Source organism: Aquirufa antheringensis, assembly GCF_023921165.1.
GTDB classification, from domain to species: Bacteria; Bacteroidota; Bacteroidia; order Cytophagales; family Spirosomataceae; genus Aquirufa; species Aquirufa antheringensis.
The window spans coordinates 248262-261687 of the sequence record NZ_CP049835.1; the positions used below are offsets into that span (position 1 = coordinate 248262).

General features: G+C 43.9%; 13 protein-coding genes and 1 tRNA gene. 9 read left to right on the top strand and 5 right to left on the bottom strand.

Annotation, left to right across the window (positions count from 1 at the left end):
* Positions 1-61 precede the first annotated feature (61 nt).
* Positions 62-132 (bottom strand) — tRNA-Cys (locus G9X63_RS01180).
* Positions 133-413: 281 nt separating this feature from the next.
* Positions 414-1640 carry a metallophosphoesterase gene (locus G9X63_RS01185; RefSeq protein ID WP_252623407.1) on the bottom strand — a complete coding sequence of 409 codons (1227 nt, stop codon included), beginning with the start codon at positions 1638-1640 and terminating at the stop codon, positions 414-416.
* 50 nt (positions 1641-1690) lie between these two features.
* Here G9X63_RS01185 and G9X63_RS01190 point away from each other — a divergent pair, with 50 nt between their 5' ends.
* A complete protein-coding gene (locus tag G9X63_RS01190; RefSeq protein WP_252623409.1) occupies positions 1691-2485 on the top strand; it encodes a Rossmann-fold NAD(P)-binding domain-containing protein in 795 nt (264 codons plus the stop codon).
* A 390-nt stretch (positions 2486-2875) separates the two neighbouring features.
* Here G9X63_RS01190 and G9X63_RS01195 read toward each other — a convergent pair whose 3' ends face one another.
* Positions 2876-4081, bottom strand: coding sequence for a M20 metallopeptidase family protein (locus G9X63_RS01195; RefSeq protein ID WP_236633885.1), 1206 nt, complete (start codon positions 4079-4081; stop codon positions 2876-2878).
* A gap of 120 nt (positions 4082-4201) precedes the next feature.
* On the opposite strand from G9X63_RS01195, the gene G9X63_RS01200 reads away from it, so the two are divergent.
* Together G9X63_RS01200 and G9X63_RS01205 are read left to right on the top strand one after the other, a co-directional pair.
* Positions 4202-4717: an HNH endonuclease gene (locus tag G9X63_RS01200; protein WP_130894781.1), complete on the top strand. Its 516-nt coding sequence runs from the start codon at positions 4202-4204 to the stop codon at positions 4715-4717.
* Positions 4714-5454, top strand: coding sequence for a DUF2520 domain-containing protein (locus G9X63_RS01205; RefSeq protein ID WP_252623411.1), 741 nt, complete (start codon positions 4714-4716; stop codon positions 5452-5454). The genes G9X63_RS01200 and G9X63_RS01205 overlap by 4 nt, the downstream gene beginning before the upstream one ends.
* On the opposite strand, the gene G9X63_RS01210 is transcribed toward G9X63_RS01205, so the two are convergent.
* Positions 5447-5905, bottom strand: coding sequence for a hypothetical protein (locus tag G9X63_RS01210; protein ID WP_252623413.1), 459 nt, complete (start codon positions 5903-5905; stop codon positions 5447-5449). The two genes, G9X63_RS01205 and G9X63_RS01210, sit on opposite strands and share 8 nt — an antisense overlap.
* A gap of 96 nt (positions 5906-6001) precedes the next feature.
* Here G9X63_RS01210 and prfA point away from each other — a divergent pair, with 96 nt between their 5' ends.
* Positions 6002-7072 carry a peptide chain release factor 1 gene (gene prfA / locus G9X63_RS01215; protein ID WP_130894784.1) on the top strand — a complete coding sequence of 357 codons (1071 nt, stop codon included), beginning with the start codon at positions 6002-6004 and terminating at the stop codon, positions 7070-7072.
* A 224-nt stretch (positions 7073-7296) separates the two neighbouring features.
* Here prfA and G9X63_RS01220 read toward each other — a convergent pair whose 3' ends face one another.
* On the bottom strand, positions 7297-8328 hold the full coding sequence (locus G9X63_RS01220) for a sensor histidine kinase (protein WP_252623415.1): 1032 nt from the start codon (positions 8326-8328) through the stop codon (positions 7297-7299).
* A gap of 57 nt (positions 8329-8385) precedes the next feature.
* Between G9X63_RS01220 and purB the strand changes: the two genes are divergently transcribed.
* From purB to trpD, 5 genes are all read left to right on the top strand, one after another.
* Complete coding sequence (gene purB / locus G9X63_RS01225) at positions 8386-9741, top strand: adenylosuccinate lyase (RefSeq protein ID WP_252623417.1); 1356 nt, start codon at positions 8386-8388, stop codon at positions 9739-9741.
* Between the two features lie 145 nt (positions 9742-9886).
* Positions 9887-10267 (top strand): VOC family protein, encoded by a 381-nt coding sequence (locus G9X63_RS01230; protein WP_252623419.1) that lies wholly within the window; start codon positions 9887-9889, stop codon positions 10265-10267.
* A gap of 189 nt (positions 10268-10456) precedes the next feature.
* Positions 10457-11866: an anthranilate synthase component I family protein gene (locus G9X63_RS01235; protein WP_252623422.1), complete on the top strand. Its 1410-nt coding sequence runs from the start codon at positions 10457-10459 to the stop codon at positions 11864-11866.
* 4 nt (positions 11867-11870) lie between these two features.
* Positions 11871-12434, top strand: a complete 564-nt coding sequence (locus tag G9X63_RS01240) for an anthranilate synthase component II (protein WP_252623425.1) — start codon at positions 11871-11873, stop codon at positions 12432-12434.
* Positions 12435-12436: 2 nt separating this feature from the next.
* Positions 12437-13426, top strand: coding sequence for an anthranilate phosphoribosyltransferase (trpD, locus tag G9X63_RS01245; protein ID WP_252623428.1), 990 nt, complete (start codon positions 12437-12439; stop codon positions 13424-13426).

Genomic DNA, 13426 nt, shown 5'->3' on the forward strand with positions numbered 1-13426 from the left:
TAGATAAAATTGTATCTAGTGTATGGGCATAAAAAAACCTTCCGGTTTGGAAGGTTTTTAGAGGTTTCGAGCGGATTCGAACCGCTGTAGAAGGTTTTGCAGACCTCTGCCTAGCCACTCGGCCACGAAACCAATTAATTGGGATGCAAATTTAGCTTTTTTTAATAAAGGAGCAAAGTTCTGGTTGAAAAAAGTATTTAGTAGTCAGTTTCCGGTAGCCAGTAGTCAGTCCGAATGGAATGAGTCCGAAGTAGACATTCACCATTTACCACTTACCATTTACCATCTCTACTCTTTACTCTACTATCTCTAATCTAGTTGACAGTCGTCAGTCCGGAGGGAATGAGTCCGAAGGATGCATTCATCATTTACCATCTCTACTCTCTACTCTATTATCTCTAATCTTAAAAGAGTTAGGAAAGCGTAAACACCGATATCTCCGGTGGCATCCCCACTCTACCTGGATACCCTAAATAGCCGTATCCGCGATTCACGTAGATTTGTTGTTCTCCTTCTTGGTACAAGCCAGCCCATTGTTTGTAGACATATTGAGCTGGAGACCAGCGCATTTCGGCGATTTTGACACCAAACTGTGTACCGTGCGTATGCCCAGCAAAGGCCACATCGATGTCTTTGTATTTTTTCGTTACTTCTGCATTCCAGTGAGTTGGGTCGTGAGATAATAGGAGTTTTGCCGAAGCCTCTTCTGTGCCTTTGTGCGCTTTTTCTAAGTTGCCGTACCAAGGGAAACGGCCTAATCCGATGTTTTGGACCCCAATAATGGCTAATTTTTCGCCTGATTCTTCTAGGAAACGATGTTCGTCCATCAAGAGATCCCAGCCCATCAATTCGTGGGCTTTCATGAGGTCTTGTAAGTTTTGTTTTTTCGCTGCTGGGCTATTCCAGCGTACATAATCTCCGTAATCGTGATTCCCCAAGGTACTGAAAACACCCAAAGGAGCTTTGACCTTATTGAACACGTCGAAGTAGTTCTGTACCTCTTTGGACTCATTATTAACTAAGTCCCCGGTAAAGAAAACGACATCTGCTTTTTCGCGCATCAGCATCTCCACACCCCCTTTAACGGCGGTTTTATTGAAGAATGACCCCGTATGGATATCGGAAATTTGGGCAATTTTAAGGCCCTTAAAGGTAGAGGGCAAACCTTTGATTTTTAGCGGAATGTGTTCCACTGTATAGTCGTGGGCGCCTGAAATAATGCCAAAAGCAAAGGTCGCCGCAGGCACCGCTCCCACCGCCAAAGCCGCTTGGGACAAGAACTCATGACGACTGATGGCGCTAGGGTCTTTCTTTAATACTTTTTTGGTCCCCCAACGGAAGAAACGGGTGATGTCTTCTAACAATAAGAAGATAATAATAAACAGTTTAGTGATAACGGAAATCATCACGATCGCCATAAAAGTGATCCGGATTTCATTTTTCCAAGCGTGTAAAGGAAGTGCATTGTAGGAAATAATACCCAGCAAAATGAAGATGGTAAATCCCCAAAAGGTATATTTTGCCGTGTTTTGCAGGCTATGTTTAGCATTTCGAAAAGCGGTTTTGACCGCCATCCAAACGTAATAGTCTAACGCGATTAACACAATACTGATAAAAGGCACAAAAAACATTTTATTCATAGCACTTAAACTATCTTTGCGATTCAATTGTTCCAAAGGTGCAAAATTACATGAAAAAGACGATAAGTATTTACGGGGGCGGTTGGGTAGGCGCACCATTGGCATTTAAACTGGCTTTAGCGGACTTCGATGTGCGCGTTTCAGCTTCCAGTGTTCATCAGCAAGCCGCACATCCGAAGATCAAGGTCTTGGATTTCAGAGCAGAACCCGACATGCCAGCAGAAAATTGGTCTGCCATAAATGATTCAGAGGTCCAAATTTGGGCCATTCCTCCACGCCGCAAGAAAAATGCAGAAGAAACCTATCTCGCTATTTTGCAAGATTGGGTAGATAATTTGCCCGTAGGTTCAGCTAAAAAGCTCATTTTCCTTTCATCGACTTCGGTCTACTCAAACGTGTCTGATACAGTCGATGAAAATTCAGGCATTAATGAGGATTCTTTAATGGCCAAAGCCGAAGCCATCGTCTCCTCCTCGAAAATCCCTTCTGTCATCTTGCGTCTAGCAGGCCTCATGGGTGGAGATCGTTATGTGGCTAAGTATTTCTCTGGCAAACGCAATGACGGTGCAAATTGCCCCATCAATTATGTACACAAAGATGATGTGGTAGCTTTGATTGCCTTAGCCGCTGAGAAAATCGATTCAGGTATTTACAACATAGTGGCTCCTATTCACCCGACGAAAGGAGAAGTAGGTGAAAATGATATCGAACGCCGCGGAATGCCAGCCGGCTATTGGGATTATTCCATTTCTTGTTTAGGGGGCAAAATAGTTTCGGGCGATAAAATCTGCGAAGAATTGAATTATGAATTCAGATGGCCAGATCCTTTGGAATTTCCTTTATAATATTTGGGTCAAAATTGTGCTGCGCAATAATTTTTTACCCAAACATTATAAACGAAATCTCGTCTACGTCTCTTTATAAAAAAAGTTAAAGCATAAAGAATAAAGCATAAAGAATAAACGAGAGTAGAGATAAGAGAGTATAGAGAAGAGATAATGATGAATGGTAAATGGTGAATGATTTTTAGAATTAGCTTATTCTCGCCGAATCGCTTTAGAGAGCAGAGATAAGAGAGTATAGAGAAGAGAAAAGAAGTGGATGTTGCTTAAGGTTTTTAAATACCTCTAAGAATAATCGAAGAGAGCGAGGAGGTTTATGTTTTAAATATTTTGAGGGAAGCAAATCAGAAAATATTTGTGTAACGACATTTTCGATTTGCTTCCCTTAAAATTTTAAATAGACAATTCCGAAATCGCTAACCATGCCATTAACCCCGGCCCAATTCCCAACGCTTTTTCATCTATATCAAAACTGGGCGTGTGCACCCCACTCGTAATGCCGCGTTCGTCATTACGTACGCCTAAACGGTAGAAACACGCATCTACATGGTGTGTGTAGAAAGCGAAATCTTCGCCTGCCATCCATAGATCAAGATCAACCACATTTTCTGCTCCCATATATTCGATAGCTGCGGCTTTCGAGCGACGCGTAAGTTCAGGATTATTCTGTAAGAAAGGGTACCCTTTTAAAACCTCGAATTCGGCACGTCCGCCCATTGCATCAGCGATTCCTTCGGCGAGTTTTTTCATCTTTTCTAATCCTTCAGCACGCCAGGTTTCATCCATGGCACGGAAAGTGCCTGCGATGTTCACTTCGTCTGGAATGACGTTTGTGGCTCCTAGGCCTTCAATTTTGCCGAAAGTTAAAACGGATGGAAGTTTTGGGTTTTTGTTTCGGGAGATGATTTGTTGCATTGCCACGATGATGTGGGAAGCAATGACAATGGGGTCTATGCAGGCGTCTGGCATGGCGCCGTGGCCCCCTTTACCGATCACTTTGATATATAATTCATCCGTGCTGGCCATGTACATGCCTTCGCGGAAGCCGATTTTTCCGACAGGCACGTTGGTAGCCACGTGTTGGCCAAAAATGCTTGCCGGTTTTGGGTTTTCTAGGGCGCCTTCTTTGATCATGATGCTGGCGCCGCCTGGGGCTTTTTCTTCTGCTGGTTGGAAGAGTAATTTGATCGTTCCTTCGAATTCTCCGCGGACCTGTTGTAAAATGTGAGCCGTTCCTAATAGGGAAGCGGTGTGTACATCATGTCCGCAGGCGTGCATGACGCCAGGATTTTTAGATTTATAGGGAACGTCGTTTGTCTCCAAAATAGGAAGGGCATCCATGTCAGCACGAAGCGCTACAACTCTACTGTCCGGATTTTTTCCTTTGATTTCGGCGATGAGGCCGGTATTGGCAATTTTTTTGGCCTGAATACCCATCCGCTCTAGTTGTTCTAAAATGTAAGCCTGCGTCTGAAATTCTTGATAGGATAGCTCAGGGTTCGCGTGAATATGGTGGCGATTTACTAACGTATCTGGGGTGATTTCAGCGGAAAGCTGCTTGATTTTTTCCAATAAAGACGGCATAGGCATTTGATTCATTTAGGCAAATCTACGAAATAGGACCTAATTCCGGGAATTCTTAACAAAAAAGCCACGCTATGCGCTTCATTTTCAGTCGATTATTTTTTAAATTGTTGAGCAAATTAAATCCGTTTGTCTATGGCTCAGAAAGTGTTGGTTTTGAATCAAGATTACAGTGCGTTGACGATTTGTTCGATGCCGAAGGCCTTTCTTTTGGTCTACCTCAATAAGGCAGAATTAGTGGCGGAATCCACCACCGCTAAATTGCATTCTGTTTCGAAAACGTTTCCTTACCCATCGGTTATTCGTTTGCAGCGTTATGTCTATTTTCCTTTCAAAGGGGTAATGCTAAATCGCCAAAATATTTTGAAGCGGGACAATCATACCTGTCAATATTGTGGTTCGAAAGATTTCTTGACGATGGATCATGTATTGCCCAAATCACGTCAGGGGCGCACTTCCTGGGATAATTTAGTGACTGCGTGCAAGTATTGCAATTCGAAGAAAGGCTATATGACGCCAGAAGAAGCGGGAATGGTTTTAGCGCGCCAGCCATTTAGGCCATCTTTTGTTATGTTTTTGCGAAATTTTTCTGGAATTTTGGATCAACAATGGGCGCCGTTCGTTGGGGCTAAACTGGAGACCACCACATGAGTTTTAAAATATCGTTTATCGGTGCAGGAAACGTTACCTGGCACATCGCAAAGGCCTTAGAAAATGCCGGAAATTCTGTTCAAGAAGTCTTTAGTCGAGAGCCTTCCAAGGCAAAAGACCTCGTTTCCTATTTATACAATGCGAAAGTGCACGAAGATTTAGATTTTTCGGAATCCGCAGCCACCGTCTTTTTTCTTTGTGTCCCAGAATCGGCATACCCAGAAGTATTGAAGGAATTATTATTGCCCAAATACGCGACACTAATCTTGGTTAGTGGTACATTCTCGCTGGCAGAGGCTAATTTACTCTATGATCCAGCACATGAAAGTACGAACCAGATGGGTGTATTTTTCCCCGTTCAGCATTTAGAAGCAGGCCGCCGAATTAAGTTAGATCAAATGCCGATCTGCTTGGAAGTGATGGTAGAAGAGACGCAAAATACCTTAGTAGCATTAGCAAAAGACATCACGGATGCGATGTATTTAGTGAATGGCGAAGAGCGAAAGAAGATTCACAAGGCGATGCTTTTAGCTGGAGTGCTAACCCAAAATCTTTGGTCTCACGCCCAAGAACTATTGCAGTCGATTGAATTAGAACCAAGTTTGTTGCATGGTTTAGTTCAACAACATGTCCAAGCATTCTTTACGGGCAACCCCCTTTCAAAGGAAATTTCAGATCCCCATTTACGCGAAGTGAATTTTCAGATTAACCAAATTCTGGAACGGAATCTTATTTAATCAAGGGGCGGTCCATATTTTGAATCACGATGTTTTTCGCGAAACCAAGTACAGTGATTTTACCCGTTTCTGAAGGATAGAAATAGTATAAGCTGTCGCCAGCGGTATTTTTTTGGATAGAAGGTGGGATGACCTGCTTTTGGCTCAACGAATAATCCAAGGCATCCATTATCTGGATCATCTTCGCATCTTTAAATGACGCTTTTAGTAACACAGGAGCGCCTACGCGAACTGAAATCTGAAGTGCCTTCGTCGCACTATCCAACTTGCTGGTTTTTTTAGCCTGAATTTCCTGCCCCCAGGTATCCACCTGATTGACGACATCCTGAGGTAAAACGCGCTTCACTTGTTTGGATTTCATCTCTTTGACCACCGCTGCGGTATCTAGGCGTTTCGTAAAATCGCAAGCTGATACAGCAAAAAGGGCAAAAAGTAGGGTTACGTATTTCATAGAATTAGGGGAAGACCACAAAGGTATTCGAAACTAGGGCAAAGGGCAATGAATTTAATTACTATCTTTGCAACGATTTTTTTAACCCAACATGTTATGCTGGAGCAGCTAGAGGCCATCCGAGAACGATTTTTAGAAGTAGAACAACAAATTGCGATGCCAGAAGTGGTGTCCGACTTGAAGAAATTCAAGACCTTGAGTAAAGAATACAAGGATTTGCAGAAGATTGTAGATCAGTATTTGGCTTACCAAAACTTATTAGGCTCCATCGAGGAGGCGAAACAAGTGATCGCTACAGAAAAAGACGAGGATTTTCGCGACATGGCGAAGGCGGAATTAGAAGAATTAGTTCCAGCAGAAAAAGAAATGCAGGAGGTTCTAAAGGAGATGTTAATCCCTCGTGACCCGAACGATTCCAAAGACTGTATCCTCGAGGTTCGCGCCGGAGCAGGTGGTGATGAGGCATCGATTTTTGCAGGAGATATCTTCCGCATGTACCAGCGTTACGCGGAGAAAATGGGTTGGACGTTCCAAATCATGGACTTCACCGACGGTACCGCAGGTGGTTACAAAGAGATTATCGCGTCCGTTCAGGGCGAAGATGTATATGCCAAAATGAAATTTGAATCAGGTGTTCACCGCGTTCAACGTGTTCCAGCAACGGAATCAGCAGGCCGTATCCACACTTCCGCAGCTACCGTGGCTGTGATGCCCGAGGCTGATGAGGTAGACGTTCAAATCAATATGAACGACATCCGCAAGGACACCTTCTGTTCTTCTGGAGCGGGTGGTCAGTCCGTAAATACGACGTATTCGGCGGTTCGTGTGACCCACATTCCTTCGGGCTTAGTCGTACAATGCCAGGATGAACGTTCTCAAATCAAGAACTTTGATAAAGCGATGACGGTTCTCCGTTCTCGTTTATATGAAATTGAATTAGCGAAACGCAACGCGGAGATCGCCGGAAATCGCAAGTCGATGGTAGGGACAGGAGATCGTTCGGACAAAATTAGAACATACAATTACCCTCAAGGTCGCGTAACGGATCACCGGATCGGCTTAACCGTTTATAATCTTCCTGTCGTGATGGACGGCGAAATTGGTGATTTTATCGAGCAATTGAGGATAGCGGAGAATGCGGAGAGGTTGACTGAAGGGGCGGTTTAATTTTTTTATTGTGGCTAAAAATGGTAATGGTTTAAAAATCAAATTCTAAAATGGCCTACGTCATATTTTGTGAATTTGATTTTTAAACCAAACTTTCAAGCTAAATATTTAATACAATCATACAAAAAGGGACGCATTGCGTCCCTTTTTGTATTCCACCTTTGTGCTTTTTGCTTTGTTCTTTGTGCTTTGTTAGAACGAGCTATATAAAAGGCCTTTGCCTTTTATATAGCTCGTTCTAACTTAAAGCTAAAACTCGTCCCCTTATCTACCTTCGAAAGCACCGTAATCTTACTGCCGTGTGCTTGGACGATGTGTTTTACGATAGAAAGGCCAAGGCCAGTTCCGCCGCTGAGTTTGGTGCGGCTTTTGTCGATTCGGTAGAAGCGTTCGAAAATACGAGGTAAGTGCTTTTCAGGGATTCCGGGGCCATTATCTTTGACTGTGATCAGGTAGGCTTTTTTGCGGTCTTCAATGGTAACAGTCACTTTGCCGTCTTGATTACCGTATTTGACTCCATTGTCGATTAGATTAACCAATACTTGTTGAATACGCTGAGCATCGGCTTTCACATCGATGGCTGTATCTGTGCAAATTAACTGTAAGGAGGCCCCACGCTTTTTTGCTTTGCCTTCTAATTGATCAAAGATGTCTTCGATTAGGGGTCTAAGGTTGATGCGTTTCTTTTCAATTTTAATGGCACCGGTTTCAATTTTAGAAACGGTCAATAGATCTTGTACTAAAACATCGAGGCCATCTAAACTTTTGGCGGCTTTTTCGAGGAATTTTTGGCGTATTTCTGGTGTTTCGTCCGGATTGTCTAAAAGGGTGTGAACGAATCCTTGTGCGGCGAAAATGGGTGTTTTAAGTTCGTGGGATACGTCTGCCAAAAATTCTTGGCGGTAAACCGCGGCTTTTTTCAACTCCTTTACTTCGTCCTCCGTGGTGGAAACGTAGGCGGTAAGTTCTTTCTTTAAGAGCTCGATGGGGTTCTCTTTTTGGACTAACTGCTTACGAGAAATTAAGGGAAAATTCTTCTTTTTGATCTGCTTGATTTGGTCATATAACTCATTGACTTCTTTGAAAACGAGGTTGTCTAAGGCAAAAAAGATCAAGATGGATCCAAAAATCAATACGCTGATAAAGGCGACGAAAAGGGTGGCAGAATCTGAGTGCGGAAGGAAGGAAATGAATGCGGTTGCCACCCCTGCGATGACAAAGGCTAAAAGGATGGAAAGGTAGCGAGGACTTAGCATGCTTGAAATTACGGATAATTTTTAAATTGTTGTACCTTTGTGCTTTGATAAGATCGCATGGAATTAAATTTACTGACTGCCATTTCTCCGGTTGATGGTCGTTACCGCAAACAAACCGCCGCACTAGCTCCTTATTTTTCTGAATTTGGATTGATCCAATACCGGGTGCGCGTTGAAATCGAATACTTTATTGCGTTGTGCGAGATTCCTTTGGCCCCATTAAAAGGCTTCCCTAAGGAACATTATGCCGCATTACGTGCCATGTACACGAATTTCACGGAGGCGGATGCGACGTGGATCAAGGACACCGAAAAGGTGACAAACCATGATGTGAAGGCGGTAGAATATTTTATCAAAGACCGTATGTTAGCCTTACCTGGAGATATGAGCCCCTTTGTGGAGTTCATCCACTTTGGCCTAACGTCTCAAGATATTAACAATACAGCGATTCCATTATCGATCGCTGAAGCTCATCGCGAGGTGATTTTGCCTGCTTACCAGGCAGTGGTGGCGACTTTAGACGCTTATGCAACCGAGTGGAAAGAGATTCCTTTGTTAGCGCATACCCACGGACAACCGGCTTCTCCTACGCGTTTAGGAAAAGAAATCAAGGTTTTTGTGGAGCGTTTGAACCGTCAATTAGACCTGTTAGCGCAAGTGCCGTTTACGGGTAAATTTGGGGGAGCAACGGGTAATTTCAATGCACATCAGGTGTCATTCCCAGAGATCAACTGGCCGCAATTCGCTGCTAAATTGCACGCAGATTTAGGGATCAAGCGTAGCCAATACACGACTCAAATTGAGCATTATGATAATTTAGCAGCCTATTTCGATGGCTTAAAGCGTTTAGATACGATCTTGATTGACTTGTCGAGAGATATTTGGCAATACATCTCGATGGGCTATTTCAAGCAAAAAATTAAAGCAGGAGAAATTGGTTCATCGGCGATGCCTCACAAGGTAAACCCGATTGACTTTGAAAACGCGGAAGGGAATTTAGCCATGGCGAATGCCTTCTTTGAATTCTTGTCAGCGAAGCTTCCGATCTCACGTTTACAACGTGATTTAACAGATTCGACGGTATTACGTAATGTGGGAACGCCTTTGGCGCACGTCGTGATCTCTTTGAATTCCTTGCAACGCGGTTTAGGTAAGTTAGAATTGAACAATAGCAAAATCCAACAGGATTTAGAAGATAACTGGGTGGTCATCGCGGAGGCAATCCAAACGGTATTGCGTCGCGAAGCTTTCCCTAAGCCTTACGAGGCATTGAAAGATTTGACACGCCACCACGGAAAGATTGATCAGGCTGTTTTCCACGCATTCATTGACGGCTTAGCCGTTTCGGATGCGATCAAGGCAGAATTGAAATTAATCTCACCGTTTAACTTTGTAGGCCGAGACGAAAACTAAGCCGCAACCCCTGATACTAGATACTGATAAGATTAGAGATAATAGAGTAGAGAGTAGAGATGGTGAATGTTCCCCTACGGACTACTAGATACTGATTACCGACTACTGGATACTGTTTACTGACTACTGATTACTGACTACTGACATGAACCGTTTAATGCACCTCGCCCTCGTGGTAGCCGATTACGACGAAGCCATCGCTTGGTACACGGAAAAATTGGGTTTCACTTTAGTGGAAGATACGGTTTTGAGTGATGTCAAACGTTGGGTACTAGTTCAACCATCTGGCGAAGGTTCGTGTCAATTATTGTTAGCGAAAGCGGCGACGGACGAACAAAAATCGAGAGTAGGCAATCAGACCGGAGGACGCGTATTTCTGTTCTTGCATACGGATGATTTTGAAAAAGATCATGCGAATTTGATTGCGCAGGGTATTACAATTGTACGTGGTCCAAGTGAGGAAGAGTATGGTAAAGTGCTCGTATTCGCCGATTTATATGGAAATTTGTGGGATTTGATCGGTTAAAATTTTGATTTTACAGATTTCACTCTACATTTGTATCAAATAACAATACAATGACAAAAGCAACATACAACAAAAACTGGTGGCAAGGATAACAATCCCTGAACAGTTTCGCTGTGTGTACATGATATGTTTACTAAAGGCTTGCTGTTCAACAGTAAGCCTTTTTTTATTAATTTTGCCCTTTGAAACATGTCTAGCATAAACATACGAACTTCTCGGAAAACACTTTTGGCAGATACACTGACGCCAATCGGAATCTTTTTGAAGATTCGCAAAAACTATAAGAACTCTGTCATTCTAGAATCGGCAGATTACCACGGCAAGGAGCACGGCTTTTCGCACATTGCCTTTGATCCCGTGGCGCGCTTCGAGTTAACGGATTCGAAAGTCACTCAAACTTTTCCAGACGGAACGCAAGAGAACTTTACCTTAGCGAATCGCCAGGATGCGGTAGCGGCGTTGAAGAGCTTTGCGGATCGCTTTGATTTTAAGAAGGAAAAGGGAGATTCGCCGATGGCGAATGGACTTTTTGGCCATATCTCCTATGATGCGGTAACCTATTTCGAAGATATCGATATTCAGGCCAAAAACCCTGAATCAGAAATTCCGTCTATTCGGTATTATGTGTACCGTTATGTAGTGGCGGTGAATCATTTTAATAACCAAATGAGCCTCTACGCGCATAGCTACGATGGTTCTGAGCCTAGCTTTGATACGATTACCTACCTGTTAGACATGCCGCATTATGCGACTGCGTCATTCGCTCGTCAAGGGGAAGAGGTGAGTAATTTAACGGAAGACCAAACACGTGAAATCGTCAATACTTGCATCAAACACTGTTTGCGCGGGGATGTATTTCAAATCGTTCCCTCTAGACGTTTTGCCCAAAAGTTCCAAGGCGATGATTTTCAAGTCTATCGCGCACTTCGCTCGGTGAATCCATCGCCCTATTTGTTCTATTTTGATTACGAGGAATACCGGATTTTTGGAGCCTCTCCAGAGAAGCAGATCAAAATCGAGGGTTCAGTCGCGGAGATTCATCCGATTGCAGGAACATTTAGACGTTCAGGAGATGATTCACGCGATGCGGAATTAGCCCAGGCTTTAATCGCGGATCCGAAAGAATCGGCAGAACACGTAATGTTAGTGGATTTAGCTCGGAACGATTTAAGTCGTTCGGCGGATAATGTAAAAGTGGAGACGTTCAAGGAGGTTCAATTCTTCTCGCACGTGATTCACTTGGTTTCTAAAGTGACTGGGCATTTGCAAAAGGGGGTGAATCCCTTGCAAATGGTGGCGGATACATTCCCGGCAGGTACTTTAAGTGGTGCGCCTAAGCACAATGCGATGACGATTATTAACCGCTTGGAGCCGACTAATCGGGCTATCTATGGTGGGGCGATCGGATTTATGGATTTCGAGGGCAATTTCAATCACGCCATCGCGATCCGTACGTTTTTGAGTAAAGGAGATACCTTGTTTTTCCAAGCCGGAATGGGCGTAGTCGCGAAGTCCGTGGTGGAAAGTGAGATGCAGGAAATTCACAATAAACTAGCCGCCTTGCGCAGAGCATTAGAGGTAGCAGAAAATTTAGCCTAAGGATATGAAAGTTTTAGTGATAGATAATTACGATTCCTTTGTGTACAATTTGGTCTACCTATTGAAGGAATTAGGCGCGGACGTAGACGTGTTTCGCAATGATAAAATTTCCCTAGAGGAAGTGGGTAAATACGATCAAATCTTGTTGTCGCCGGGTCCAGGGATTCCGTCGGAAGCAGGGATTATGATGGATTTATTGAAGGAATATAAGTCGACCAAAAAAATTCTAGGTGTCTGCCTGGGTCATCAGGCGATTGCGGAGGCTTTTGGCTCTCAACTAAGCAATATGGGCGAGGTGTTGCATGGCGTGACCACGGAATGTGTGGTGACGGATCCGACAGAACGCTTGTTCTTAGGTATTCCCTCCCGTTTCGAAGTATGCCGCTACCACTCGTGGACGGTAGTTCCATCTACGATGCCGAGCGATTTAAAGATCACGGCGCAAGATGACAAGGGTTTTGTATTAGCAGAGGCGCATTCGACATACGATGTGCGCGGGGTGCAATTCCACCCGGAGGCGTTTTTAACGCAACACGGATTGCAAATGATTAAAAATTGGATGAAATAAAAATGAAGAATATATTAAATAGACGGGCAGCGGGAGAGGCGTTATCTGAAAACGAGGCAAGAGAGATATTGCTGCGTATTGGGCAAGGAGAGATCAATCCAAGTCAAATCGCCGCATTTTTATCCTCTTATTGGTTCAATCCGATTCAAGTGGATGAGCTAAAAGGATTCGTTTCGGCCATGATGGAATTAGCCATCACGGTGGATTTGTCGGAATTTGATGCGATGGATGTGTGTGGAACGGGTGGAGATGGGAAAGATACCTTTAACATTTCGACGACCTCCTCTTTCATCATTGTGGGAGCCGGCCAAAAAATAGCCAAACACGGTAATCACGGCGTTTCCTCTTCTGTAGGGTCGTCGACGGTATTGGAGTTTTTGGGATTGAAATTTAATAACGACCCGAAGATCTTGAAACGCAAGATGGAAACGGCGGGAATGTGCTTCTTGCACGCACCTCTTTTCCACCCAGCGATGCGCTTCGTGGGCCCCATCCGCAAGGAATTAGGGATGAAGACTTTCTTCAATTTGTTAGGACCTTTATTGAATCCTGCCAAAGTCAACAAGCAAATCTCCGGCGTCTATTCGCCTGAGGCGTTCGCCTTGTACGAAGGATTTTTTGCCGGTTCTGGCAAGCAATACGGTATCGTTTATGCGGAAGATGGTTACGACGAAATCTCGTTAACCTCTGCTTTCCGTTTAACCACTCCAGATGGAGCTTCGATTTACAATCCGGAAGATATTGGCTGCGAAGTGGTAGCACAATCCGAATTGTTTGGTGGTTCTACGGCGGAGGCATCTGCGAATATGTTGTACAGAATTTTGCAGCGCGAAGGCACGCCCGCACAAACGCAAGCGGTTTTAGCGAATGCAGGAGCTGGTTTGTTTGTCGCAGGTAAAGCGGGCAGTCTAGTAGAAGGATATGCTCTAGCGAAAGAATCCTTAGAAAGTGGTCGGGCTTTCCAAGCTTTCAAGAAATTTATAATGGATTAA

Coding starts and splice junctions, on each gene's coding strand:
- G9X63_RS01210 (WP_252623413.1), bottom strand. CDS start 5,905: ATGAAATACGTAACCCTACTTTTTGCCCTTTTTGCTGTATCAGCTTGC.
- G9X63_RS01240 (WP_252623425.1), top strand. CDS start 11,871: ATGAAAGTTTTAGTGATAGATAATTACGATTCCTTTGTGTACAATTTG.
- G9X63_RS01200 (WP_130894781.1), top strand. CDS start 4,202: ATGGCTCAGAAAGTGTTGGTTTTGAATCAAGATTACAGTGCGTTGACG.
- G9X63_RS01235 (WP_252623422.1), top strand. CDS start 10,457: ATGTCTAGCATAAACATACGAACTTCTCGGAAAACACTTTTGGCAGAT.
- prfA (WP_130894784.1), top strand. CDS start 6,002: ATGCTGGAGCAGCTAGAGGCCATCCGAGAACGATTTTTAGAAGTAGAA.
- G9X63_RS01220 (WP_252623415.1), bottom strand. CDS start 8,328: ATGCTAAGTCCTCGCTACCTTTCCATCCTTTTAGCCTTTGTCATCGCA.
- trpD (WP_252623428.1), top strand. CDS start 12,437: ATGAAGAATATATTAAATAGACGGGCAGCGGGAGAGGCGTTATCTGAA.
- G9X63_RS01190 (WP_252623409.1), top strand. CDS start 1,691: ATGAAAAAGACGATAAGTATTTACGGGGGCGGTTGGGTAGGCGCACCA.
- G9X63_RS01185 (WP_252623407.1), bottom strand. CDS start 1,640: ATGAATAAAATGTTTTTTGTGCCTTTTATCAGTATTGTGTTAATCGCG.
- G9X63_RS01230 (WP_252623419.1), top strand. CDS start 9,887: ATGAACCGTTTAATGCACCTCGCCCTCGTGGTAGCCGATTACGACGAA.
- purB (WP_252623417.1), top strand. CDS start 8,386: ATGGAATTAAATTTACTGACTGCCATTTCTCCGGTTGATGGTCGTTAC.
- G9X63_RS01205 (WP_252623411.1), top strand. CDS start 4,714: ATGAGTTTTAAAATATCGTTTATCGGTGCAGGAAACGTTACCTGGCAC.
- G9X63_RS01195 (WP_236633885.1), bottom strand. CDS start 4,081: ATGAATCAAATGCCTATGCCGTCTTTATTGGAAAAAATCAAGCAGCTT.